The following is a 24,009-nucleotide window of genomic DNA, read 5'->3' as shown; positions in this document are numbered from 1 at the left end:
TGGCTGGCATTCTTTTTTCCTTGAAATATCAAACTGGGCGCAGCTTGGGCCACTGTAATTCAACGCCTTGGCTGAGGAGGCGCTGTTGAAAGTCGGATAAGGTTTCATCATGATTGCGAACGTCCGTTGGGAAGAGGTTGCGATCCAAGCAGAAGCTGGCGCACATTCCTGCAGCTTCGCCGATGTTCCATTCCACGGGATGGAGCCGGTAACAGCCGTTGGTGATATGGGTGACCCCGATGTTTTTACCGGCTGCCAGCACGTTTTTGACCCGTTTCGGGATCAAGCTGCCCAGCGGAATTTGAAAGGGCAAGGAAGAGATATCAATGTACGGCCGGTTGCCCGTGCTCGGATGCAGATCGATGCGGTAACATCCGACCCCAACGGAATCCGGGAACCACTCGGCTGCACCGTCTGGACGGGAGGCCGTGGCGACATGCTGCTCCAGCACCGTAAACTCCGCTTGAATTCGTCTCGACTCGCGGATATACGGAGCCATCGCCAGCCCGTCCTCCGTTCCGACGACGTCGCGGCGCAGGCGCAAACCAGGGTAGCCTTGCCCGCCGTCCGGCCGAGGAGCTTCAGTCTGCAGCCAATACAACAGCGACAGGCTTAGCTGCTTAGCTTGATGGAGATGACGCGCGGCTTCCTCCTCCGGGACGTCGATAATGGAGCCGAGCCAATAGTCGTTCTGCGGCCAGTTGATCAGGGAGATCGGACGAAAGCCGAAGCGGCTGTCGAAATGGGTGGGATCGAGGATTTGCCGGTATTGAAACAGCGGGAACTTGCCTCCATAACCCGGAAAAACCTCATATTCAACCGGCTCGTTTGTGGCTGGCCTCACGCCGGTTAAGCTTAACAGCCGATCCGGCCAGAAGTCGGCTCGGTATTGCCTCCAGAATTCGTACATCTCAGGTTTGTCGATGAGATGTTCTTCCCCTTCTGCATAATCTACGGCAAAGCAATACGTAAAGCTTTGGATGTCCTGCGGTGCGGGATCTCCATCGACCGCATGAGGCTCGCCGGTTTGTGCTTTCGATTCGGCCCCGGTTACATATTCGATCCCTGCGAGCGGAAGCAAATCCCCAAGTTCGGTGGCATCGATAAAAAACGGCGCCTCCAGCACCAGTTCATCCCCGGTGTCAAGATGACGCACCGTCACGCTGCGGACGGCATCTCCATCGGTTTCAGCTTGTTGGACTCGATAGCGGTGCAGAATCGTCAGCCCGCCGCTGTGAATGTACGGAGCCAGCATCTGTTGCAGCACGGCCAGGCCAACGCGGGGATCATGACTAATCCGGCTGACGATACCGCCGCCGGGATTTAATTCGGGTAGGGTTCTGGCAGCCGGCGTTAACGGATAATGCTCTCGATAGTACTGGCGTACGCCTTCGCGGAATCTCCGGTAAGTTCTTGTACAACCAAAATGCTCAATCCAGGGGTGCTCATCCGGCGGTACGGCCTGACTGGTCAGCTGCCCGCCGATCCAAAGCGTCTCCTCCGTCATCATGACGGTTTTGCCCGAAGCTGCCGCGGCCAGGGCTGCGGCGGTTCCTCCGGTGCCGCCCCCAAGGATGACGATATCCGCCTTCATTTCGCGTTTCATCGCTTCAATTCTCCTTTTGTTTTGAGATTAAACGTTTGACGACAGGTTGCCCGTGATTGCATTCATTGTAGATGGTTGGGCAGGAGAACGGTACGGGAAGCGGGTGACCTTTTATGGTAATTTGATGTGGTTTCGCCTTCCGGCTTATTCCAATTTGCTTCTGATCTGGTATGCTAGGAATCATCATAGACTTATCTTGATCCGACGATTTCACGTTAGCAGGAGGGAAGCTGATGAACAAAATCACCATTGCCGTGATTGGCTGCGGCACGATTGCAAACCACGCCCACATCCCGTCTTACCTGAATCACAAGCATGTAGAAATCAAGTATTTCTGTGACATCCTGAAGGAACGTGCAGAGGCGGCTGTCACCAAATACGAATGCGGCCAGGCGATCACGGATTACCGGCAGATTGTTGAAGATCCGGAGGTGGATGCCGTATCCATCTGTACGCCAAATGCTTCGCACGCTACGATCGCCATTGATTGCCTGCGTGCGGGCAAGCATGTCCTGTGCGAGAAACCGGCAGCGCGGACTTACGAAGAAGCTCTGGAAATGCAGAAGGTTCAGCATGAGACGGGCAAAGTGTTGAATATCGGGGTGGTTAACCGGTACAACGAAAGCGTCAACCGCATCAAACAAATGATTCAAAACGGCGAGCTTGGCGAGTTGTATCATGTGTACGCCAGCTTCCGCGCACACCGATCGATTCCGGGCTTAGGCGGGGCTTTTACAACGAAGGCGATCGCCGGCGGCGGCGCGCTGATCGACTGGGGCGTTCATTTTATCGACATCGTCATGTACTGTGCGGGCGATCCCAAGCCAAAGACCGTCACCGGTCAAGCCTACTCCAAACTGGGGAAAGATATGGAAAACTATACGTATCTCAAAATGTGGGCAGGACCGCCGGACTATAACGGCACCTATGATGTCGACGACTTCGTAACCGCGCTGATCCGCACCGAAGGCCCAACGATCTCCTTGAACGGAGCTTGGGCGCAGAACATCGGAGTCGAGGAGATGTTTATCGACTTCCTGGGCGACAAAGGTGGCATTCGGTTGAACTACGGCGGGGACTTTACCTTCTATACGGCGAAAGACGGTGCTTTGACCGAGACGACGCCAAAATTTATCTCCGGCAATATGTATCAGCAGGAAATCGACGGGTTCCTGGAGTGCATCCAAACGGGGGAGAAGCAGCCTTCGCATATCGACACCGTCATCCTGTCCTCCCGCATCATTCAGGCGATTTATGACTCGTCCGACAAAGGGGAGGAAATCGCGCTCTCATGAAAAAAATCGGGTTTATCGACCTGCACCTCGACCAGTTCCATGCCAACAAATATCCCGGGTGGATCGAGCAGGCTTCCGATGGCGCCATGAAGGTAACGTATGCTTATGGGAAAAGAGACAAGGAGAACGGACTCACAAACGAGGCGTGGTGCAAGGAGCACGGCATCGAATTACTGCCGTCCATTCAAGACGTCGTGGAGCGGAGCGATTACTTGATCGTGTTATCTCCCGACAATCCGGAGTTCCATGAGGAATTGTCGCAGCTTCCGTTGCAGTCGGGCAAGCCGACCTACATCGATAAGACGTTTGCTCCGGACCGGGAGACGGCGGTACGCCTCTTCGACCTGGCCGCGCAGCACGGAACGCCGATGTATTCGACGTCTGCCCTCCGTTTTGCCAGCGAATATGCGGAGATTGACAAGGCAGGGATTCAAACGATTTGCAGCTGGGGGCCCGGCGCATTCGACAACTATTCGATTCATCAAATCGAGCCGATCATCCGTCTGATGGGGGCCGATCCCAAGCGCGTCATGTACACCGGAACGCCGGATTCCCCCGCGCTTCTCATCGACTTCGGGGAAGGCCGCCAAGCATCGATCCACCATTTGGGGGACAATTGTCCTTTTACCCTTGGCATCAAATACGATAATGGAACCTTTAAGCAAGCCACGGCGGCCTCCAATTTCTTTGATCCGTTTATCCGGAACCTGGTGACCTTCTTTGAAACCGGCGAGCCCGCAGTTGACCCGGCCGAAACTGTAGCCGTGATCACCGTAATCGAGTACGGATTGAAGGCGGCGGAAACACCAGGGATATGGTTGGATTTGCCATCCTCCTAATCATAATTGATTGACACGACCCACCTTCGCCTGAAGGTGGGTTTTTAGATGATTGAATCAGAGGCTAGTGATCTTCCGAGATAAGAATGTATAATGATGGAAGCGTTCAATCCCAAAGCTCACTTGCGGGAGGAACTATGAGGAAAACTTGCAGTACCAAGATTTCGGAATCATAGATTGAGGTATAAGAAAAGTGAGGATTATCTATGAAAAATGAAATCACCACGAAACGCATGACGCTTAAAATCATCGATGACACCTATACGGATCAGGTCTTGGCGTTTGTCGTTCGGAATAAAGACTTCCTTAAGGCGTGGGAACCGCTAAGGACGGAAGATTTCTACACTTACTCCGTTCAACAGGAAATCCTGCGGGACGAAGCCGAGAAGATGGAGCAAGGTTTGCTCCGGAAATTCTGGCTATTCCAAGATGGCCGGATTATAGGTTCGGTGGCGCTCAGCAATATTGTCAGAGGGGCGTTCCAGTCCTGCCACATGGGGTATCGAATCGATGAGCAGGAGCAAGGAAAGGGACTGATGACGGAAGCCGTCGAGGCGGTGGTTGGCCATGCGTTCCGCGAGTTGCACTTGCATCGGATTGAGGCAAACATCATGCCAAGAAATCACGCATCGCTTCGCGTGGTGCAGAAGTTAGGTTTTCAAAATGAAGGAATCTCGAAAAAGTACCTGCAAATTAACGGGAAGTGGGAAGATCATATTCATATGGTTCTGCTCAATGAGGAGATGGAGTAATTAAACCCCATGCCCGCGCAGCTAAAAAAGCCCTGTCCTAAGCGATTTCACCGCCGGGACAAGGCTTTTATACGTTACCGCGCATTATTGAGCAGAATATTGCGTTTGCAGGTAATCCAGCGCCCGGGCCATTTTGTCCAGATAAGCCGGGTTTTCGTCGGAGCATTTGAACTCGATATGCCCTTTAAAAGCTTGACCGGGATTGGCCGAGCTGCCAATCAGCGAACACAGCCGCTCTACCGTGCCATGGCTGCCGTCGATCAGCTCAATATGGGGCGGCAGGATTTGCTGCAGGATGCTTTTGTAATAAGGAAAATGCGTGCATCCCAGCACAATCGTGCTGTATTGCGACAAATCGATCCCCGCGAGCTTGCGGCTGAAATAACGCTCGATTTCGTCCCGATCGAACTGCAGTTGTTCGCAATATTGCACCAACTCCGGCAGCGGCATCGAATCCACCACCTTGTGGTCGTCCACCCGGGCCACCAGGTCAGTGTATTTCGAAAGGCTTAACGTCAACGAGGTCGCAAAAACCAAGACCCGTTTGCCGGCGGCTTGGCTTCGTTTCACGGCCGGCTTCACGGCCGGCTCCATGCCGACAATCGGGATGTCGTACGTACGGCGAAGTTCCTCGATGGCGGCGCTCGTTGCGGTATTGCAGGCCACGACCAAGGCTTTAATGTCGCCCTGCATGATAAGACTTACCGATTCCTCGACGTACCGTTTCACTTCGGGCAGCGTTTTGGTCCCGTAAGGCACGTGGAGCGTATCGGCAAAATAAAGAAAATCCTCGTTCGGCAGCTTCCTCATCGCCTCCGTTAACACGGTCAAGCCGCCGATCCCTGAGTCAAAAAATGCGATTCTCACTCATATCACCTGAATTTGTTGTGGTTTGTTCATCCTGATGTTCGTCAGCGGCATCCCATTCCCGGTAAAACTGCTCCAAGAAACGCAGCATAAATTCATGCCGTGATTCGGCCAGCTTCCGGGCATGCCGGGTATTCATCAAATCTTTTAACTTTAATAGCTTTTCGTAGAAATGATAAATCGTCGTTTTCTCATGGCTGCGGTAATCCAAATCGGAGAAATCCTGCCCCGGTTCATGCATGGATCTGCCTCTGGAGCCCCCATAAGCAAATGTTCTGGCAATGCCGATCGCTCCCATGGCATCCAGCCGGTCGGCATCCTGAACGATTTGTCCGTTGAGCGTCGCCATAGGGGGATTTTTGCCGCCATTATATGACATGGTCGAAATAATCTCCATGACTTCGCTGATGACGGATGGATCCTCGATATGTGCTTCCAACCAGCTGCAAACCCGATGCAATCCCGCTTCCTTGGACGGATTCAGCTTCTCGTCGGCGACGTCGTGCAGCAGGGCCGCCAGCTCGCATACGAACAAATCCGCCTGCTCCTTGCGGGCGATGGCCAAGGCCATATTCCGCACCCGATGGATATGCCACCAGTCGTGGCCACTCCCGTCCCCGCTGTGCACGTTTTGCACAAAGTGCTCGGCTTGTTCGATGATTTGCTGCCGATCCATCTGCACCGTTCCTTTCCAATCCCTAGTTCCTAGAAACATCGAATACCATCTTACCGCAAAATCGCCATTCTTTAAACTTGTTTGTGAGTCCCAGTCGCATTATATGAACGAAAGATTCAGAAGGAAGCGGCGCAAAGTGCAAATATTTACCTTTATCCTGCGGACAGGTTCAGCGATAATAGGATTGGAAAGTTCTGTATGAATGAATGAAGGAGGCTCCCTATGGCAGCGGGCAAGGAGATCCCCGAGCTTTATTTTGACGGGCAAACGATCGATGTGTTGTGGGATAATCAGGATCAAGTGGTGAAGTGGTTCGAGAAGTACTTTGGCTGGAAGGTGCTTCGGCAAGAGAACTGGAAGGTGGATCCCCGCTGTTCCCAAGGTAAAATGATTCAGTTGCCTCTTGGAACCTGGCTGGTGACTTATCTTACGGATACCCGGCTCCCCCATCACTATGCTGAACGAGGGACCGTGGATGCCGACCTTCGGGTTTGCTTTCGAACCCGGGAATTGGATCGTCTGCGGCGAGCTTTTGTCACCGATGGCGTGCGAGTATCTGCCGTATATGCTGGGCCCAAATCCCGATATTTTGATGTATGGGCTACCGCCGAAGGCATCCGGTTAACGCTGCAGGAGGATTTGACGTTGCCATCTTCCGACTTAGCGCCCTCTTGGACCAGGGTAGGCGTCAGCCGGTTAAACGAGGCGATTCAATGGTACGGACAACATCTGGGCATGAAATGTACCCAGCATCATCCGACCGACGGCTACGCAGTGATGGAGCTGCCGCTGAATCATTCCGAAGCGAAGTCGCTTTGGGTGCTTGAACAAAAAAGTGATGAGGCGTACGTCGGCAAAGTGGACGGGCAGGTTCAGCCGGTGTGCTGGATTCAGGACCGTCAAGACTTTTTCAAGTATCATCAATATTTAAAACAACGCGGAATCGAAACCTCCGGGATCGGCGGCTATCTGACCCAGGGATTAGTAAGTTTTCATTTCTATGATCCGGACGGAAATCGATTTAATATCCGTAGTTTGTGAGGTGTAGAATGAGAAAATATTTTTATCCCATCCTGGCTTGTGTTCTAGTTGCTTCCTTGGTCCTCTCGGGTTGCGAAGGGAGTCGTTCGGAGACGGTTGACCTAGAGAACCATTTACCAAAGAAGGTAATCGAGGGCATCAAGATTGAACCCCTGCCGATGGACGACGAAGAGTATGCCATTCTGAAAGCGACAGGATCGGATAGTTCATTGATATTTGACGTGAACTTAGGTGAGGTTCAAGCCGATCGGGTTCATTTTTGGGTTGATCAGTATGTGAATGGGGAGAAAGTGGGATCCTTGCTCGGGCTGGAAACTTCTCTGGAACAGGTCAAAGACACCTTTCGCTTGTATTTAACGACCCTTGGCATGAGGAACGGGGACGAGGTCTGGACGATTGCTTTCCGGCAGAAAGGAAACGTGGTCAGCTCCAAAGCGGAAATGCCCAAGAGCGATTATGATAGTGCCATGACCCATCCCATGACGTCCATTACCGCGAACCCAAATGAAACGGCCGTATTGGGCGTAATTGCGAGAAATAAAGGGAAGGGCCATATGGAGTCCAGCGATGATGTCGATGCATTGATCCGTGACAATCAGGAAGTTCATGTCTTGAGATGTACGATCATTAAGGATCGATGAGGGGAGCCCTCTACGGGCTCACCGAGCTCGAACGGCTCATTCTGCGCTTCTCCCGGTTCCGTCTGCGGTCATTCCAATACAGTTGCAGCGCGGACAAGGCGCATAGCAGTGAAATGGCTAGAAAGATTAGCGACCATACCAGAGGGGAAACTCCTGTAAGCTGGGCCAGATTGGTCGCATCTCCCGCCTGGCTGGGCGAAACGATGGAATTCAGCAGCAGCGTGACCGGCCCCAGCACCGACTCTTCCAAGCATAAGAACGCCAGCAACAGATAATAGAAATTGCGAATTCGTCCTCCCCACAGGAAAAACGCTGCGTTCACCAGCAGAAACAAGATTAACCATCCCCGGCCGTAGCCCGAGCGTACAAACAGCAGCAGCGAGATCAACGCCAGCATATTGATCAAGACGAGGCCGGCGGCTTGTTGTTGTCGGGAATAGCCGAAGAACATGGCGACCGCAAACAGGGAAGCCGAGGTATATCCAGCCAAGGATACGGCGAATTGGCTCCATCCCGATGCCAGTACCGAATAGGTGACGCCGCTGTGATCCGGGTGCAGTTCGATGCGAAGCACCTGTCCGGACGCAAGTAAGGTAACCACGGCATGGCCCAACTCATGCACCATCGTGTCCAGCATGCGGAACCAATCGGAGAACGGGATCAATCGGGTTAAAACGGCCGCTCCGATCAGAAAAAAACAAGCTTTCAGCCATTGATTCATCAAACCTTCGCCCTCCCCGGCAACTTGCAGTTGCTTTTCATTATAAGGGAGGGCAAAATAGTATTCAAAAGGCGAACAAATTTTCGGTCGGGTGGTATAATGGACGTGACGGAGGTTTAGGAACGATGAACGACGGAACGGATGAAAAACACAGCTTTTTCAGCCGACATCTACATAATAATCGGGAACGACAGACGAACCCGGAACACCAGCTAACCTTCGCCGAATTGGAAGTGGTGGACGGAAACAAGCCGGAGGAAGGCAGGAAGGAGCCGGTGAGCCGGGTGGTTGCGCCGGATCTTTGGGAGCGTACTACGGATTGGCAACAGGATTTTCGTTATATTTCCCGGGAGCAACGGTTTGTCCAGAAGGCGAAGGAATTGGAGACAGCCTTTGAGGGGGCAGCGGAGTTTGTTCCTTTTCAGACGTATTGGCCGACCTATGATGAGATGCAGCCAAGGCAGCTGAAATGGTATTTGTTCTGGCGCGGGGAGGTCCGTTCCGGACGTTATCCGGATACTGATCTGTCTTACGTATTCGTTTATTTGTACGAGCTGATCCATGGGATCGGCTGGTCGGAGCCGGCCGAAGGATATGCCTTAATGGAGCAGGTTTGGCAGGGATACCGGCAGCGTTATCCTAAGCTGGATCTCTACGTACGGGAGTGGTTATTCGATTTGGCCTTGGTGTTCCAACTGGAGGAACGTCCCACTGAACCGATGGCCAAGCTGCCACGCAATCTGTCCATGGAGCTGAAGGAGCTGGAATGGCGCAGAAGATTCACCGCCGAACCGCTGGACCTGAGCTGGGAGCTGCTGCTCAAGCTGGTGGATTATAATGTGGAAAAGAGCCGCTTTTACCAGGAGCAAGGGCGCAAGGACATGCAAAACTACGTGCCGAGGGTCATTTCGTTGGTCGACGGCTATCTTTCCAGAAGCAAGGGCATTCGGATTCTGGAGCTGTATAAGCCGAAGGAGACTCAAATCGCCCGTTACCTGTTCCGCAGCGCGGTGTATGATCATGAATTGTATGGGCGCACGAAGCCAGTCACCGTCTTGCCTTATAGCGGGCATCCGCCGCTGCGAGCCTTTCTGACCCAGCTCGTACGCCTAACCGAGAACCAATTGCGGGAGTTAACCGGGTTTAAGGGAAAGCTGCGGGGGATCGACGTGGGGCCGGAGATCGAGCAGCTGGTCCGCCGTTATTTGAGCAAGGAATTTGAACGACAGAGGGCAGAAGAAGCGAAAGCACGGGCACCCAAAGTGAAAATTAACACCGCCAAATTGCGCAAGCTGCAGCAGGAGTCCGAAGAGGTGCGGGACATGCTGCTTAGCGAGGAGCAGACGCTGGCTTTTGCGCCGGAAGCACCGGGAATGCCGCTGGAGCAGGCTGCAATTTCGTTAGGACGATCGCCTGTCGAAGTGGAACCGTTGCAGCCCGCCTTTGATTTTGAACGGGGATATGAACAGGTGCTGGAAGAGGCAGAGGCGGCGCGATCCGATAGAGCAGATTCGTTTGGGGAGCGTAGGGAAGAGACGGCCATTGATTCGCAGTCCCCGCACCCGGTTGAAGAAGTTCCTCAGCCATTGGCCGAGGAACGAAGCGATGCTGAGCAGTTCCAAAGCGGGGCGATCACGAACTTGCCGGAGGAATGGCAGGAACTGTTCGCTGGCTTGACGGCTCCGCAGGCGCAGATGTTGGCCGCTCTACTCCAGGGCCAAAGTGCTGAGGAACGCCAAGCGATTGCCGAGCAGGCTGGCTCCATGCCTGAGCTGCTGATCGATGAGATCAATGAGCTGGCGATGGAGCAGATCGGGGATCTCTTAATCGACGGAGACGAAGTTGTAGATGACTACCGCGCAGAGCTTGACGGGTGGCTTGCAAGTCAACGCTAAGCGATAAGAGAGATACATTGTAGGATATAGGATAAGTTTGGAACGATGAGGTGAACGAGAATGAAACAGGTGCAAATCCCCAAGCGGCTGACCACCGCGCTCGTCAATTCCTTGACGGCCGGGGTCGTGCCGCGGGTCGGGCTGGAGCATATCGCGGTCGGGCGTAAACCGGAGGTGGCGTCGATCCTGCAGGACATGGACAATATTGCGGAGGGCGGGGCGGCTTTCCGTTTGATCACAGGGCGTTACGGAAGCGGGAAGAGCTTCCTGCTCCAGATGATTCGCAACTATGCGATGGACCGCGATTTCGTGGTGGCTGACGCCGATCTTTCGCCGGAGCGCCGGCTGGTCGGCACAAAAGGGCAGGGGCTGGCAACCTATCGGGAGCTGATGATGCATTTATCCACCCGAACGCGGCCTGACGGCGGCGCGCTGGAGACGATGCTGCAGAAGTGGATCGCCGCTCTCCAGCAGGAGCAAATGCAGGCCACCGGCCTGCGTCCCGGTGATCCGCAGCTGCATGATGCGGTGGAGCTGCGAATTTATGCGGTGACCAACGAGATGCAAAGCCTCGTGCACGGATTTGACTTCGCCAAGGTGCTGGCAGCCTACTGGTCGGGCTACAAGCTTGGCGACGATGACCGGAAAGCCGCGGCTTTACGCTGGCTGCGCGGCGAGGTGCCAACCAAAACGGAGGCGCGCCAGGAGCTGGGTGTCGGCGTGATCATCGACGACGACAACTGGTACGACTACATGAAGCTGTGGGCGGAATTTGCAGTGCGCATCGGGTATCGCGGGCTGCTGCTGTTCATCGATGAGGGCGTCAATCTGTACAAAATCACAAACAGCATCTCCCGCCAAAGCAATTACGAGAAGATCCTGACGATGTTCAACGACACGATGCAGGGGAAAGCCCAGTACCTCGGCATCTTCTTGGGCGGCACGCCGCAATTCGTGGAAGACGAGCGGCGCGGGCTGTTCAGCTACGATGCCCTGCGCTCGCGGCTGATCGATGGGCGCTACAGCAGTGGGACGCGCCGTTCGTATACGTCGCCGATCCTGAAGCTGGACATGCTGTCGCATGAGGAAATTTTGCTCTTGCTGCAGAAGCTGCGCGAGATTCACGCGATCCATTTCGGTTACACGATGCGCCTGACCGATGAGCAGTTGATCGCCTTTATGCAGGCGGCGGTGAACCGCTTGGGTGCCGAGGAGTTGCTCACGACCCGGGAGGTCGTGCGCGATTTTATGGATGTGCTGCACCTGATGCACCAGCAGCCGGAGCTGTCGTTCGAGGAACTGATGGGCGAACGGGAGCAGGAATATGCGGCGTCTGCGAACCAAGGGGACAAGAACAAGGGCGGCACCGACGAGCTGGACGACTTTTTGGCGGAGTTTGAGTTATGAGCGGGACGAGCCCTTTTTCCCGGTTGGCGCCGTTTATTCAAGAATACATTTACCGCAAAAGATGGGACTCGCTGCGTGACGCCCAGATCGAAGCCTGCCGCGTGTTGTTTGACACGCCGCACCATCTTCTCATCGCATCAGGCACCGCGTCGGGGAAGACGGAAGCGGCCTTTTTCCCTGCGCTTACGGAGCTCTATCATCGGCCTTCGGAGTCGGTTGGCATTCTTTACATCGGACCGTTAAAGGCGTTGATTAACGATCAGTTCGAGCGGATCAAGGAGCTGCTGCGAGACGGGGAAGTGCCGGTCTGGCATTGGCACGGCGACGTCGCCCAAGCGGAGAAAACCAAGCTGATGCAGCGCCCCAGCGGTGTCCTGCAAATTACCCCCGAATCGCTGGAAGGGCTGCTCATGAACCGCCCGAATGCGATCCCGGCGTTGTTCCATGATCTGCGATATATCATGATCGATGAGGTGCACGCGTTTATGGGGGCCGATCGCGGGATTCAGGTTATCAGCCAGCTGACCCGATTAGAGCGTATGGCTTCCTGCAAGCCGAGACGAATCGGCTTATCAGCTACGCTTGGTGATTACGAGATCGCTGCCCGATGGCTTGGGGCGGGGACGCCGCAGCCGGTGGAGGTGGTCTCCCCGCCGGGCGGACGCAAGCTAAAGCTGTCGGTGGAGCATTTCTCCTTCCCGGATGCCCGCGACGAACGGGAAGCAGAGCATTTGGAGCTGGCCAAGCAGAAGTATTATAACTTCATTTACGACAACACCCATCGCAAAAAAGCACTCGTCTTCACCAACAGCCGCACGGACGCCGAGTTGACCACGCTGGAGCTCCGCCGGATTGCGGCAAAGCGGGAGGAGCGTGATGTGTTCCATGTCCATCACGGCAGCATTTCTGCGATGCTGCGTGAAGAGACCGAGGCCGCGTTGCGCTCCGGCCCCGGCCCGGCGGTAGCCGCAGCGACGGTGACGCTGGAGCTCGGCATCGATCTGGGCGAGCTGGAGCGGGTCATCCAGCTCGGTGCACCGTACAGCTGCTCCAGCTTCGTGCAGCGGCTGGGCCGCTCTGGCCGGCGCGGCGATCAGGCGTCGGAGATGATGTTCCTCTGCGCAGAGGAAGAGGATGAGGACGCCCAATTGCCGGCACGCATGCCGTGGACGCTGCTGCGGGCGATCGCCGTCATCGAGCTGTATGTGCGCGAGCGCTGGGTGGAGCCGGTCGAGCTGCGCAAGAAGCCGGTTGGCGTGCTGTACCATCAGACGATGAGCACGCTTAAGAGCATCGGCGAAGCGGAACCGGCGGATTTGGCCCGGGCTGTACTGACGTTGCCGGCGTTTCGCGGCGTTGAGCCCGAGGAGTACAAGGCGTTGTTACAGTACCTGCTGCAAACCGACCATATCCAGCAGACCGAGGAAGGCACGCTGATCATCGGACTCGGCGGAGAGAAGGTCGTAAATAACTTCCGCTTCTACGCTGTCTTTAAAGATGACGAGGAGCATGTCGTCTACAACGGCTCTGAGGAAATTGGCAGCATCACCACTGTGCCGCCGCCTGGCTATTGCTTCTCTTTGGCCGGGAAGCTGTGGAAGGTCGAGGAAGTGGACAGCAAGCATAAAGCGGTGTACGTCAAATCCTCGCGCGGCAAGGTGGATACGCTATGGCTTGGCGCCGGGGGAGATGTCCATACCCGGGTCATGCAGAAGATGCGCCAGGTATTGGAGGTGCATACTTTGTACCCGTATCTTGCTCCGGGCGCGGCCAATCGCTTGGAACGGGCGCGCCGGTTAGCCCGGGAGAGCGGGCTGCTTAACAGTCCTGTGATTCCGGCAGGCGGCGATTCGCTGTTTATTTTACCGTGGGCGGGAAGCAAGCAATTTCGCACCCTGGAACGATTGCTGAAGCACAACTTGTCGGATCCAATGGGCCTGCGCCAGGTCGTGCCGATGGAACCCTATTATATGGTCGTGTCGGGGAGAGCAGGCGCCAAGGAGCTGCTTGCTGCCATTGAGGCAGAACTCGCCTCGATTCCTCACCCGGAGGCGCTGCTAGCTGCGTCGGAAGCCCCTTATCTGGGCAAATACGACGAGTTTGTGCCGCATGAGCTGGTACGGCGCGCTTTTGCCGTGGACGGGCTGGATGTAAAGGGATTAGCCGAAGCTTTGGAAGCGGCGCAGAAGCCAAGTGATTTACACTCCGCGAAAGCATCCAAGAACTCCGAAGCTTGATCGATGAAGTGAATGAGTTGGCGAAGACGTCATCCGGGAGGAAACTTGATGAGCAAAAAAACGAAAATGAGTCCCCCACAGCTTACGGCTGAATTAATGGAAGCCGATTGGGAGGATGTGCTGGACGATGAGGACCATGAGTTGGTTGGAGCTACGGTGGCGGGCGCATCCTATGAGTACGGGAGTATCGAAAAATGTATTTTATCCAAAGTGATGCTTCGGGGCTGTTCCTTTGTGGGTACCACTTTTGAGCGGATGGACATGACCGACGTCGTGCTGGAAAATTGCGATTTATCCAACGCGGTGCTGGAGAATGCCATTATCCACCGGGTGCATTTTAAAGACTGCAAGTTGACGGGGCTGAATCTGTCCAAAGTGAATGCCGGTTCCGTGATGTTTGAGCGTTGCATCATGAATTTAGGCGACTTCGTGGAAGCCTCCTTGAAGCAGGTGAGATTTCATGACTGTTCTCTGCAGAACGCGAATTTTTACAGCGCCAAATTCAAAGAGGTTGAGCTGCTGAACTCGGATCTGAATGAGGCGGATTTTAACGATACCTCACTGAAGGGAATGGATATCAGCACCTGTACGTTTGAACGCGTAGATATCCCGGCCTATGCCTTGGCAGGCTGCACGGTTTCCCCGGAGCAAGCGATCGGCTTTGCCAAACTGCTTGGCCTGATCGTAAAATAATACAAAAACGCACGTAACACCCGGATACATCCGGCGATATCTCGACGTTACTCGTAAACGTGAATTGCAGGAGGGTTGCTATGCGATTCAAAACGAAACGGGATCCGTTGTTTGTATGCCTTTGGCTATTCTTTCTCTTGGTTGCTAATCTAGTGCTGCTTTGGCCGCTGCTTCTTGATCCGCAAGCGTTAACGCGAACGGAGCTTGTAGGGATCATCGTGCCCGATGCGCTCGTCACCCTATTGCTGGCTTGGTTAGCGCTTGATATCTCTTATGTGATCAGGGAGGATCTGCTGTTTGTCAAAGGCGGGATGTTTCATTCAAAAATTCGTTATGAGGATATCACTCGAATAACGCGGCAACCGAATATCTGGTTGGGATATCGGCTCTTATTCTCGCGGGATGCGATCGAAATCCATTACCGGAACGGTGTCCTGGGCAGCGTCGTCATTTCGCCGGTGGATCAGGAGCGGTTTATTCAAGAGCTGATTCGCCGGAACCCCTCCATCCAAATCGCCGATCAATCCTGAGCAGGGGGAAAAGGGCTATCCTGCCAGCTTACCTAGAACCAAAGGGGCGGAAATTGATATCCGCCCCTTTGAAGCTCAAGCTTAATTTACCTTCGTAAACATCCACTTCTGCGCATCCGTGCCGTTATCGGTCCACTGTTGGACCGCCGCCCCGTCCGCTGTTGAAGCGCCAGACACATCCATGACCAATCCGCTGGCTTTGGAGATCAGCTTGAAATATCCGCCGCCTGCATCTACGATTCGCCATCGCTGTGCATCGGTGCCGTTATCCGTCCATTGTTGCAGCTGCACGCCTGCGGCTGTGCTTGCACTAGGGACGTCCAGCACCTTGCCGCTATGGATGGCGGTCAGCTTATAATAGCCATCGCCCGTGGATTCCAGCCGGAAGCGTTGGTTGCTGGCGGAATAGTTGGTCCACTGTTGAATTTTAGCCCCGTCCGCAGTGGAGACATCCACGACATCCAGTACCTTGCCGCTGACTTTGGAGGCGATGGTGTATACGGCACCGTTCTCAAGGACGGGCGAGGAACCCCCTTGATCCTGATAGACGCGAACATAATCCACAAGCATTTGTGCAGGAAAAGGTGTCGACCCGTTCGGGCTGCCCGGCCAGTTGCCGCCGACGGCGAGATTCAGCAGAATGAAGAACGGCTTCTGGAATTCTTCTGTATTCCCGGTTCCGTTGGCGATATAGATCTCATTGTACTGAACGCCGTCAACGAACCAGCGGATATAGCTCGGGTCCCACTCAATGGAGTACGTATGGAATTGAGAGAAATCCAAATTGCCCGAGGCCCGGCCATAAGAGGCATATCCATTGGCGTCCCAATGGACGGTACCATGGACAACCGATTCATTGTTGACATGTTCCATAATGTCGATTTCACCACAGTAAGGCCAACCGACATCTCTGAAGTTTTCGCCCAGCATCCAGAACGCCGGCCAAATGCCTTGTCCGGTTGGAAGCTTAATGCGGGCTTCGATTTTGCCGTATTGGAAGCTCTTTAAGCCTTGGGTTTTGATTCGTGCAGAGGTGTAGTTTCTTCCTTCATAATTTTCCCGTTGGGCAGTGATGACCAGATTGCCTCCCGTCACCTGTACGTTTTGCGGCCTGTCGGTATAATATTGAAGTTCGTTGTTCCCCCATCCGTTCTGGCCGGTGCCAATTTCGGGCGTCCAAACGCCGCGATTCAACGAGGAACCGTTAAATTCATCGCTCCATACCAACTGCCAGTTGGGAGCCGCGCTTGTCGTGTTGGGGACGGGGACAAAGACGACCAGGAGGGTGAGCACCAGAAAGAGGAGAATCGGTTTACCGCGTTTTAGCATCATGAAAAATCGCTCCTTTCAAGAATGAATGGATTGGGCTAACTTACCACAGGCGAAATTCATACTAAACCGGTTTCGATTTTGATATGATAGCGCTATCATTACATAGATTACCATTTAGAGGTTTGTTTTACAACAACTTTTTTTACAGGTTTTTCAAATTGATGGGGTTCTGGTATTCTGGTATCAATCCAAGACGGAACGGGGGAAAGCTATGAATCTGCGAATATTAGAGGAGAGCGACGCGTCGATCTACCAAAGCCTTCGCTTGCAAGGATTGCAGGTAAATCCGGAAGCCTTCGGCTCTACCTTCGAGCGGGAGGCGGACTTTACAATGGACATGGTGACGGAGCGCATCAAACCAACCGAAGACCGCTTTGTGCTAGGCGCGTTCGACGAGCACGGGACCTTAGCCGGCATCGTTACGTTTATTCGAGAAAGTTCCCCAAAAACCCGGCATAAAGGAAACGTGTTTGGTTTATTAGTAACCCCCGGGATGCGTGGGAAGGGGATAGGTCAGGCGCTGATGGAAGAACTCCTTGCGAGAGCCAAGCGGATGGAAGGGCTGGAACAGCTGAATTTAACGGTGGTCTCTACAAATGATTCGGCACGAAGGCTTTACGAATCTCTCGGGTTTCAGAGGTATGGAACCGAGCGAAGAGCCTTGAAATGGGATGGAGCCTATTTTGATGAGGATTATATGGCGTTAAGGCTGGAGTGAGCATGAACACCGCCATCGAGGTCAGATGGAGTCGCGAAAAGCGTATCTTGTATAAAAAAAGAATCGGCAGGTGAGACATGATACTCGCCCTGAAGAGGTTATTTGCCTATTGGATCGATTTCACAATGCTGGCAGTCATTTTGGTGTCTTTGCAATGGCTGATAAATGCCGCCGCTTCCGGCTTTCCCTTCGACGATTTCGACAAGGGGATTGAAATTGAGCTTTGGGTGCTGGCCACGATGTCGTTGCCCGTATGGAGTTTTTTTACTGTGATGGAGCTGCGCGATGGACAGACGTTTGGAAAAAAGTGGCTTAATCTACGCGTTACGAACCGCCGGGGGGAGCCGATCCGGTTATGGCAAGCTTTGGCTAGAACGGCGGTGCGCCTGCTTCCCTGGGAGATGACCCACGCCATCATTTTGGTGCCCGAACCTTGGTGGAGCGTGGAAACGCCGGCTCATCCAGGCTGGATTTACTTGCCGAACGGTTTAATGATCGTTTATCTTGTGATATTATTTTCCACTAAGGGAAGCCGGACCTGCCACGATCTGGTTGCTGGCACGAAGGTGAATCCAAGCGCACGAGAGAGGGAGATAACCGATGAAGTATTTTAAGAAGCTGGTGGGGTCCAGACTGTACCTGTCCCCGGTGAATCCGGAGGATGCGGAGACTTACGCTCGGTGGATCAACGATCTAACCGTTTCCATCCGGCTCGGTACTTCCCGTGAAGTGATCGGGTTGCAACGGGAGAAGAGCTTTTTGGAAGACATGGCCAAGGAAGGCCAAAATTACGCGATCGTTCAGCTGGATGGAGACCAACTGCTAGGCAACTGTTCGTTATTTGCCATCGATCATGTCCGCAGAGTGGCTGAGGCTGGGATCTTCTTGGGAGATGAGGGACAGCGGGGGCAAGGGTACGGTACCGAGGCGCTTCAGCTCCTATGCGAATACGGATTCAAGATCCTGAACCTCAACAACATCATGCTGCGCGTCTTTGAGTTCAATCAACCGGCCATCCGATGCTATGAAAAAGCGGGCTTCCGCGTGTTTGGCCGCAGATCGCAAAGCTACTACGTGAACAATACCTACTTCGATGAAATCTACATGGAACTGCTGCGGGACGATTGCCAGACGAATTTTCTGGATGCTAAGCTGCCCCGCCGTGAATAGAACGTGATATGCTGCATGACCCGGCCAAACGTATACGAGAGCCGGGTTGTATTATATGCGGAAGGGAGACGGCAGACGAGGTGGCTCAAATCATTCAGGAGCGGTTTCAGCTATAGGTACTCTGGAGTTACTCTAATATTGAGAGGAGAGGGACAAGGATGAAAGCATCCACTCTGAAGTTTCCTTCCCATTGGAAGACCGAGATGAGCGTAAGATATATCCAAGTCACGGATTCCAATCGAAAGCTGGTGGTTTTGTTTCCCGGCAAAAATTACTCTTGCGATAAACCCACGCTGCATTATGCCGCGCTTGTAGCCCGGGAGTGCGGATATGATATTCTGGCGCTGGAGTACGGTTATCAGGCCGCCCGTAAGGAGCTCGAGTATCGGGAGATCCCGCAGGTTATTGAGGATTGCGAACACGCGATACGGCAGGTCATCGGCAGCTATGAAGAAATTGTGTTTATCAGCAAAAGCTTGGGGACGGTGGTGGCTGGCGAATTTCATCGCAGATTGGGGGTCAGAGCAGAGGAAATCCGGCATATTTATCTGACGCCAATTTCTGATACCCTCCCGTACATCCATGAAACTCAAGCGGTTGTCGTATACGGTACGAAGGATGATGTGTTTCCACCCGGATTGGCAAGCCGTCTGAAGGCATCCGAACGGCTGAAGATTGTGCCGATCCCCGGCGCTAACCATGTCTTGGAAGCGGAACGGGTGGAGGAAAGCTTGGAAATTTTACGAAAGCTCACCGTTTTATATAAGGAAGTACTGCTTGGTGGAGCGGAGGATCAGGACTAAAGAAGAACGGCTGACAACGAACCCACTTGGAGGACAGCATGAGCGAAACTGAAATGTTTGACATCTACACGAAGGATATGAAGAAGCTGGGTACAGCCTCTAGAGAAGAGGTCCATGCAAAAGGGTGGTGGCACCAAACCTTTCATTGCTGGATCATTAAACGGGATGCCCAGGGTGAGATTTATCTGTTATTTCAACGGCGTCATCCCAACAAAGACGTATTCCCGTTGCTATTGGATACTTCCTGCGCAGGTCATCTCCAAGCCGGAGAAGACGCAAAGGACGGTATCCGTGAATTGGAGGAGGAGCTTGGGTTAGCGGTGCCGGTCGAGGATCTGACTTATCTCGGCAGGGTAGCTCAAGAGCATTTTCCTTCACCCGATTTGATCGACCGTGAGGTCAACCATGTCTTTATCTACGAAAATGAAAAGCCCTTGCTCGATTACCGCATCCAGACCGAGGAACTGACCGGGTTGTATTGGGTGGGCATGCTGGCTTTTCAGGAGCTGCGCCGCGGGGAACGCGACGAGCTGACGTCAACGGGAGTTTACGTGGATGAAGCCAACGGGGTTCTGAAGGAAAAACAGGCCACGTGGCGGCTCACGGATTTTACGCCCAATTCGGACGAGTATTATCAAATGTTATTTGACCGGATTACCGCCTTATTCTGAACGCGGCGGGTTTTCTGCTGGGCGTCAGCATATATAAATGGTATAGACGTGTGCGGCATGAACGCAAGAACAAGCGAGGAGGTGACTTCCGCTGAGCAAGGAAAAGAGCTTGCTATACGCTTTTCTGGTCGGCGTTGGTTTTTGTCCGGTTCCTTTTCCGGCGATGGATTTCTTTCTGCTTCGTCCCATCTTCGGGTTTATACGCGCTCTTGGCATGATTGTAACGATCTTCGCCGGGTTATTACTCTTAACGGAATGCTATACACACCTCAAAAGCTATTACGGAAATTTGATCCCAAACCTGGCCATTACCGCCGCTGTGATTCTTGCGCTCTTGCTTATTTTCTATTGGGGATTGTTCTAACTAGCTTCGTATCGGGGAAAGGGGAAAATCCACTTGGAATCCAGGAAGTTTGTTGATGTGAAAATCAAACGGGCCATCGCAGACCAAGCGGAGCAGATGGACCAGCGAACGCTGGCGTTATGGGCGGCGGAATGCGCGGAACGCGTGCTGCCTTGCTTCGAGGCGGCACGGCCGAAGGACCTGCGGCCGCGGCAGGCGATCGAAGCGGCGCGCGCTTGGGTGCGCGGCGAAGTCAGCATGGCCGCGGCGCGCGCGGCGGCGGTTGCGGCGCATAACGCGGCGCATGATGCCGGCCATGCCTCCGCCGGCGCTGCGGCGCGAGCCGCCGGCCACGCGGCGGCTACCGCGCATGTGGCGGGGCACGCGGCGCATAGCGCCACCTACGCCGCCAAGGCGATCGCCTATGCTGCGGACAACGCGGAAGCGGCCAAAGCAAGGGCCGAGCAGGAGCGGCAGTGGCAGCTCCGTCGGTTGCTGGAATTGGGGACATAAGCAATGACGGGGGCGTTGAGTTGAAGTATTTTACCAAAGCAATGTATGAGCAAATGCAAATCCTGGAGGCAGACAAAGCCTGGTATGTCGAGCAAGGCAGGGACTATGATAAAGAAGCCAAGGAGATGTATAAATGGTTCATTCAACCTCTGATGTTAAAGCATTTCCCTTCCAGCATTCATCCTCAGGTTCTTGATGGGAGCTTCATGAAGACAAGATGGCCCAGTCCTGAATTGGCTGCCTGGATCAGGGAGTGGAAAGGCAACTGGGATGCAGAATGGAAACGGCGTTGCGACGAATACAGGGATAGATATGAACAGATCATGCAGAACCTTCCTGCAGACGCTCGGCAACTTTGGGAGAATGTCCGATTTCATGATGCCCGAATCCAGGTATTCACTCCGCGCGATGATGGTTCCGTTGAGATTGTACTTGATGAGGTTGGTAAAGAACAATTCACGCGTCTTATTTTTCAGAACGTGAAATCACTTCGTGTGGAAAAGCCTGAGCTTCTGCAGGGCAGCATGTGCTTGTATGAGGAAATCGATTGGACCGAACCCCATTGGTTTGAGTTCCGGCTGCTGCTCGAAGCTCCGAGGGAAATGCACGAGCTTTCGCTGGTTGCCGGCGGCGTGAACATAGAGTAGTTTATCATTTACGAAGGAGCTAAACCGATGAATCCTACATCATTGATCGTCCGTGAAGCGGAATCCGGTGACCTGGAGACCTTGGTACGGCTGTTTGACGAGTATCGCCAATTTTATGAACAAGCCTCGGATCTCGAAGGAGCCCGTAGTTTTCTGGCGGAAAGGGTAAGCCGGCGCGAATCCGTCGTCTTTCTGGCCATCGATTCGGTCAGCGGGAACGCGATTGGGTTTACGCAGCTGTACCCGTCTTTTTCCTCGATCTCGATGAAACGGGTGTGGATATTAAATGATTTGTACGTGCGGGAGGAATATCGGAACCAAGGTGCGGCGAAGCTGCTCTTGGAAGCAGCAAAATCCCACGCTCAGCGGACGGATGCAAAAGGCCTAGAGCTGTCAACAGCGATCACGAACGTCCGGGCTCAGCGATTGTATGAAACAAGCGGGTATGATCGGGATACGGAGTTTTATCATTATTTTTTGAGCTTGAAGTAAAGGGAGTTATCGCATGACCAAAGTGCTTGTAGTGGATGACGAGGCGAGTATTTCCGGAGCCGTGTCGTATGCGCTTCGGCGGGAAGGGTATACGGTGGAGATGGCAGCGTACGGGCAAGAGGCTTTGGACCAAGTTGAGGTGTTCAAACCGGACGTGATGGTGCTGGACGTGATGATGCCTAAGCTAAGCGGATACGAGGTTTGCCGCAAGCTGGAGGGGCGGCCATTGCGGCCAGCGATCCTTACGATCCATCTGCTCAACCGGACGGTTCATGCCGGAGATACCCTGATCGATTTGACGCCAAAGGAATTTGATTTGCTGGCGCTCTTGGCCGGTCATCCGGGACGGGTGTATTCTCGGGAAGCGCTGTTGGAGCAGGTGTGGGACATGGATTTCGCGGGCGGCACGACATGCACGTGCAACGGCTGCGCAAGAAGCTGGGCCAGTGGAACGATTGCATACAAACCGTATACGGCATCGGCTATAAAAGCGTGGAGCCTTCGCCATGAAACAGCGGGGCCTAGGGTTTGGTTTGAAATGGAGAGCTGCGCTGCTGCTGGCTTTCCTGCTTGCTGCTGTGATCGCTGTGCTTAGCCTGTTGGTATTGGCCGGGATCCGGGAGGACCAGCGCAAGCGCTTGGAGCAAATGCTGGCCGCAGAGGCGGAAACCGCGAATCTCCGGGTCCGTCAAGAAGCGCTGACGAGCGTATCACCGGCTCCGGACGCGTTTATGGAACTCAGCGGACAAGGCCTTGCCGTCAATTTAGGTGCCGAAAGCGGACTCCCGGTCACATGATATAAGTTGGACGGGACGCTTGCTGGCACCTCGTTGCCGTTTCAGCCGAAGGTGGACGTCCAGGACGCGCTGGCTTATACGGCCAAAGGACAGTCGGCGTATATCACGCAAGGGGATCAGCTATTGTATCTAGCACCGCTATATACGATGGATCAGCAGCCGGTAGGGACGGTCCAATTTCATGTGTCCCTTGCGGAGCAGCACGCTTTTTACGAAAGGATTCGGCGGCTGTTCTGGCTTGTAGGCGCGGCCGTACTGGTTGGGGGATTTCTGCTCGGCTACCTCTATGTCTGGCGGCAGGCCAATGTGATTACGCGGCTAAACCGTGCCGCCATGCGCATCGGGGAAGGGGAGTACCTCCGTGAGCCAACAGTTCGCCGGAAGGACGAGCTTGGCGAATTGGCGTTGGGGATTTTTGAAATGAGCGGAAAAATTGCCACGACCCACGCCCAGTTAACCGATGAGAAAAGCAAGCTGATCGAGGCCGTGACCCGATTGCAGGAGCTGGAGCAGCAGCAGAAGCTGTTTATCGGGAACATCAGCCATGAGCTGAAGACGCCGCTGACCTCGATCCTCGCCTATACGGATCTGTTGGACATGTATCGGGACGACCCGGCGCTGCTCGATGAGGCGTGCCGCCAGATCGGCATGGAGGCGGAACGATTGTACGCGCTGGTTGAGAAATCGCTGAAGCTCTCCTCCATGGACGTCTATGAATTCGAGACGCATGCGGCCTCGGTGGACCTGAAGCCCTTGCTGGAGGAGGCGGCGGCACGCCTGCAGGCGAGGGCAGAGCAGCAAGGCATCCAGATCGTCACCGACCTGCAGGACGGCAAGGTATGGGCCGATGCAGATAATGTGATGCATATGGTGATGGATCTGTTGGATAACGCGGTGAAATATAACCGGCCGGATGCAAATCACGGTCAGGGATACCGGTATCGGCATTCCGCCGGAGGCACAGGCCTGCATCTTTGATCCGTTCTACACCGTCAGCAGCGACCGGTCCAGAGCCCACGGCGGGACGGGCCTTGGGCTGTCGCTGGTGCGCAGCCTTGCGCAGAAGCAGCACGGCTCGGTGAACCTGGCGGCTTCCGGTCCCGAAGGATCCACGTTTGTGATCGAGCTGCCGCTTGAACGTCCGCAGCCTGAGAACGGTGGCTAAGCTGGCTCATTTCAGCCCAGACTTGAATAAGTCGGGGCTTTTTTTGCATCCAAATGCAAAAGTGCAGTTGATTTCTAGGATAACCGCTGGTTTTGAGCCGGTGAAATGCAAAAGTGCATTTGAAATGGGGCGATTTCGCTCCCAAAGGGCGTTTTGGG

General features: G+C 54.2%; 24 protein-coding genes and 2 pseudogenes. 21 read left to right on the top strand and 5 right to left on the bottom strand.

Going from position 1 to position 24,009, the window contains the following annotated elements; all coding sequences use genetic code 11:
* Window positions 1-28 precede the first annotated feature (28 nt).
* A complete protein-coding gene (locus M3G15_RS15225) occupies window positions 29-1,606 on the bottom strand; it encodes an FAD-dependent oxidoreductase (RefSeq protein ID WP_260071409.1) in 1,578 nt (525 codons plus the stop codon).
* A 233-nt stretch (window positions 1,607-1,839) separates the two neighbouring features.
* Here M3G15_RS15225 and M3G15_RS15220 point away from each other — a divergent pair, with 233 nt between their 5' ends.
* From M3G15_RS15220 to M3G15_RS15210, 3 genes are all read left to right on the top strand, one after another.
* The gene (locus M3G15_RS15220) at window positions 1,840-2,901 is read left to right on the top strand and encodes a Gfo/Idh/MocA family protein (RefSeq protein WP_260071408.1); all 1,062 of its coding nucleotides are present in this window, start codon (window positions 1,840-1,842) and stop codon (window positions 2,899-2,901) included.
* Window positions 2,898-3,740, top strand: a complete 843-nt coding sequence (locus M3G15_RS15215; RefSeq protein ID WP_009222876.1) for a Gfo/Idh/MocA family protein — start codon at window positions 2,898-2,900, stop codon at window positions 3,738-3,740. The genes M3G15_RS15220 and M3G15_RS15215 overlap by 4 nt, the downstream gene beginning before the upstream one ends.
* A 206-nt stretch (window positions 3,741-3,946) precedes the next feature.
* Window positions 3,947-4,492, top strand: a complete 546-nt coding sequence (locus M3G15_RS15210) for a GNAT family N-acetyltransferase (protein WP_009222878.1) — start codon at window positions 3,947-3,949, stop codon at window positions 4,490-4,492.
* A gap of 84 nt (window positions 4,493-4,576) precedes the next feature.
* Here the strand turns inward: M3G15_RS15210 and murI are convergent, their stop codons facing one another.
* Both murI and M3G15_RS15200 read right to left on the bottom strand, forming a co-directional pair.
* Window positions 4,577-5,359, bottom strand: a complete 783-nt coding sequence (gene murI, locus M3G15_RS15205; protein WP_009222879.1) for a glutamate racemase — start codon at window positions 5,357-5,359, stop codon at window positions 4,577-4,579.
* Complete coding sequence (locus M3G15_RS15200) at window positions 5,340-6,074, bottom strand: HD domain-containing protein (RefSeq protein WP_260071407.1); 735 nt, start codon at window positions 6,072-6,074, stop codon at window positions 5,340-5,342. The genes murI and M3G15_RS15200 overlap by 20 nt, the downstream gene beginning before the upstream one ends.
* 183 nt (window positions 6,075-6,257) lie before the next feature.
* Here M3G15_RS15200 and M3G15_RS15195 point away from each other — a divergent pair, with 183 nt between their 5' ends.
* The gene (locus M3G15_RS15195) at window positions 6,258-7,076 is read left to right on the top strand and encodes a VOC family protein (protein WP_260071406.1); all 819 of its coding nucleotides are present in this window, start codon (window positions 6,258-6,260) and stop codon (window positions 7,074-7,076) included.
* An 8-nt stretch (window positions 7,077-7,084) separates the two neighbouring features.
* Window positions 7,085-7,717, top strand: a complete 633-nt coding sequence (locus M3G15_RS15190) for a hypothetical protein (protein WP_260071405.1) — start codon at window positions 7,085-7,087, stop codon at window positions 7,715-7,717.
* Between the two features lie 10 nt (window positions 7,718-7,727).
* Here M3G15_RS15190 and M3G15_RS15185 read toward each other — a convergent pair whose 3' ends face one another.
* Window positions 7,728-8,438: a M50 family metallopeptidase gene (locus tag M3G15_RS15185; RefSeq protein ID WP_260071404.1), complete on the bottom strand. Its 711-nt coding sequence runs from the start codon at window positions 8,436-8,438 to the stop codon at window positions 7,728-7,730.
* A gap of 125 nt (window positions 8,439-8,563) precedes the next feature.
* Between M3G15_RS15185 and M3G15_RS15180 the strand changes: the two genes are divergently transcribed.
* The 5 genes from M3G15_RS15180 to M3G15_RS15160 all read left to right on the top strand — a co-directional run bounded on the left by M3G15_RS15180 (window position 8,564) and on the right by M3G15_RS15160 (window position 15,200).
* Complete coding sequence (locus M3G15_RS15180; protein WP_260071403.1) at window positions 8,564-10,333, top strand: TerB N-terminal domain-containing protein; 1,770 nt, start codon at window positions 8,564-8,566, stop codon at window positions 10,331-10,333.
* Window positions 10,334-10,393: 60 nt separating this feature from the next.
* Window positions 10,394-11,740 carry an ATP-binding protein gene (locus M3G15_RS15175; protein WP_009222885.1) on the top strand — a complete coding sequence of 449 codons (1,347 nt, stop codon included), beginning with the start codon at window positions 10,394-10,396 and terminating at the stop codon, window positions 11,738-11,740.
* Window positions 11,737-13,977: a DEAD/DEAH box helicase gene (locus M3G15_RS15170; protein ID WP_260071402.1), complete on the top strand. Its 2,241-nt coding sequence runs from the start codon at window positions 11,737-11,739 to the stop codon at window positions 13,975-13,977. Before M3G15_RS15175 ends, M3G15_RS15170 begins: the two co-directional genes overlap by 4 nt.
* Window positions 13,978-14,025: 48 nt before the next feature.
* A complete protein-coding gene (locus tag M3G15_RS15165) occupies window positions 14,026-14,670 on the top strand; it encodes a pentapeptide repeat-containing protein (RefSeq protein ID WP_260071401.1) in 645 nt (214 codons plus the stop codon).
* Window positions 14,671-14,750: 80 nt separating this feature from the next.
* Complete coding sequence (locus tag M3G15_RS15160) at window positions 14,751-15,200, top strand: PH domain-containing protein (protein WP_009222888.1); 450 nt, start codon at window positions 14,751-14,753, stop codon at window positions 15,198-15,200.
* Window positions 15,201-15,281: 81 nt separating this feature from the next.
* Here the strand turns inward: M3G15_RS15160 and M3G15_RS15155 are convergent, their stop codons facing one another.
* Window positions 15,282-16,529, bottom strand: coding sequence for an RICIN domain-containing protein (locus tag M3G15_RS15155; RefSeq protein WP_036643901.1), 1,248 nt, complete (start codon window positions 16,527-16,529; stop codon window positions 15,282-15,284).
* A 214-nt stretch (window positions 16,530-16,743) separates the two neighbouring features.
* On the opposite strand from M3G15_RS15155, the gene M3G15_RS15150 reads away from it, so the two are divergent.
* The 11 genes and pseudogenes from M3G15_RS15150 to M3G15_RS15100 all read left to right on the top strand — a co-directional run bounded on the left by M3G15_RS15150 (window position 16,744) and on the right by M3G15_RS15100 (window position 23,851).
* Window positions 16,744-17,250: a GNAT family N-acetyltransferase gene (locus M3G15_RS15150; protein ID WP_009222890.1), complete on the top strand. Its 507-nt coding sequence runs from the start codon at window positions 16,744-16,746 to the stop codon at window positions 17,248-17,250.
* 77 nt (window positions 17,251-17,327) lie between these two features.
* On the top strand, window positions 17,328-17,864 hold the full coding sequence (locus tag M3G15_RS15145) for an RDD family protein (RefSeq protein WP_009222891.1): 537 nt from the start codon (window positions 17,328-17,330) through the stop codon (window positions 17,862-17,864).
* Window positions 17,851-18,420 carry a GNAT family N-acetyltransferase gene (locus M3G15_RS15140; RefSeq protein WP_009222892.1) on the top strand — a complete coding sequence of 190 codons (570 nt, stop codon included), beginning with the start codon at window positions 17,851-17,853 and terminating at the stop codon, window positions 18,418-18,420. The genes M3G15_RS15145 and M3G15_RS15140 overlap by 14 nt, the downstream gene beginning before the upstream one ends.
* A 158-nt stretch (window positions 18,421-18,578) precedes the next feature.
* The gene (locus tag M3G15_RS15135; RefSeq protein ID WP_260071400.1) at window positions 18,579-19,223 is read left to right on the top strand and encodes an alpha/beta hydrolase; all 645 of its coding nucleotides are present in this window, start codon (window positions 18,579-18,581) and stop codon (window positions 19,221-19,223) included.
* Window positions 19,224-19,261: 38 nt separating this feature from the next.
* The gene (locus M3G15_RS15130) at window positions 19,262-19,894 is read left to right on the top strand and encodes an NUDIX hydrolase (RefSeq protein WP_009222894.1); all 633 of its coding nucleotides are present in this window, start codon (window positions 19,262-19,264) and stop codon (window positions 19,892-19,894) included.
* Window positions 19,895-20,003: 109 nt separating this feature from the next.
* Window positions 20,004-20,258 carry a hypothetical protein gene (locus tag M3G15_RS15125; RefSeq protein ID WP_260071399.1) on the top strand — a complete coding sequence of 85 codons (255 nt, stop codon included), beginning with the start codon at window positions 20,004-20,006 and terminating at the stop codon, window positions 20,256-20,258.
* Between the two features lie 27 nt (window positions 20,259-20,285).
* Window positions 20,286-20,750 (top strand): putative immunity protein, encoded by a 465-nt coding sequence (locus M3G15_RS15120; protein ID WP_260071420.1) that lies wholly within the window; start codon window positions 20,286-20,288, stop codon window positions 20,748-20,750.
* Between the two features lie 20 nt (window positions 20,751-20,770).
* Window positions 20,771-21,397 carry a DUF4085 domain-containing protein gene (locus tag M3G15_RS15115; protein WP_260071398.1) on the top strand — a complete coding sequence of 209 codons (627 nt, stop codon included), beginning with the start codon at window positions 20,771-20,773 and terminating at the stop codon, window positions 21,395-21,397.
* A gap of 42 nt (window positions 21,398-21,439) precedes the next feature.
* Window positions 21,440-21,889, top strand: coding sequence for a GNAT family N-acetyltransferase (locus tag M3G15_RS15110; RefSeq protein ID WP_036643904.1), 450 nt, complete (start codon window positions 21,440-21,442; stop codon window positions 21,887-21,889).
* Window positions 21,890-21,902: 13 nt separating this feature from the next.
* A pseudogene (locus M3G15_RS15105) lies at window positions 21,903-22,399 on the top strand (response regulator transcription factor).
* Window positions 22,396-23,851 (top strand): annotated as a pseudogene (locus tag M3G15_RS15100) (sensor histidine kinase). Before M3G15_RS15105 ends, M3G15_RS15100 begins: the two co-directional pseudogenes overlap by 4 nt.
* The last annotated feature ends 158 nt before the right edge of the window (window positions 23,852-24,009 follow it).

Origin of the sequence: Paenibacillus sp. p3-SID1389, from assembly GCF_025151705.1 — a bacterium.
Taxonomy (GTDB): Bacteria; Bacillota; Bacilli; order Paenibacillales; family Paenibacillaceae; genus Fontibacillus; species Fontibacillus phoenicis.
The sequence above is the reverse complement of the archived record's forward strand: the minus strand, read 5'-3'. Positions and strand labels throughout refer to the sequence as shown.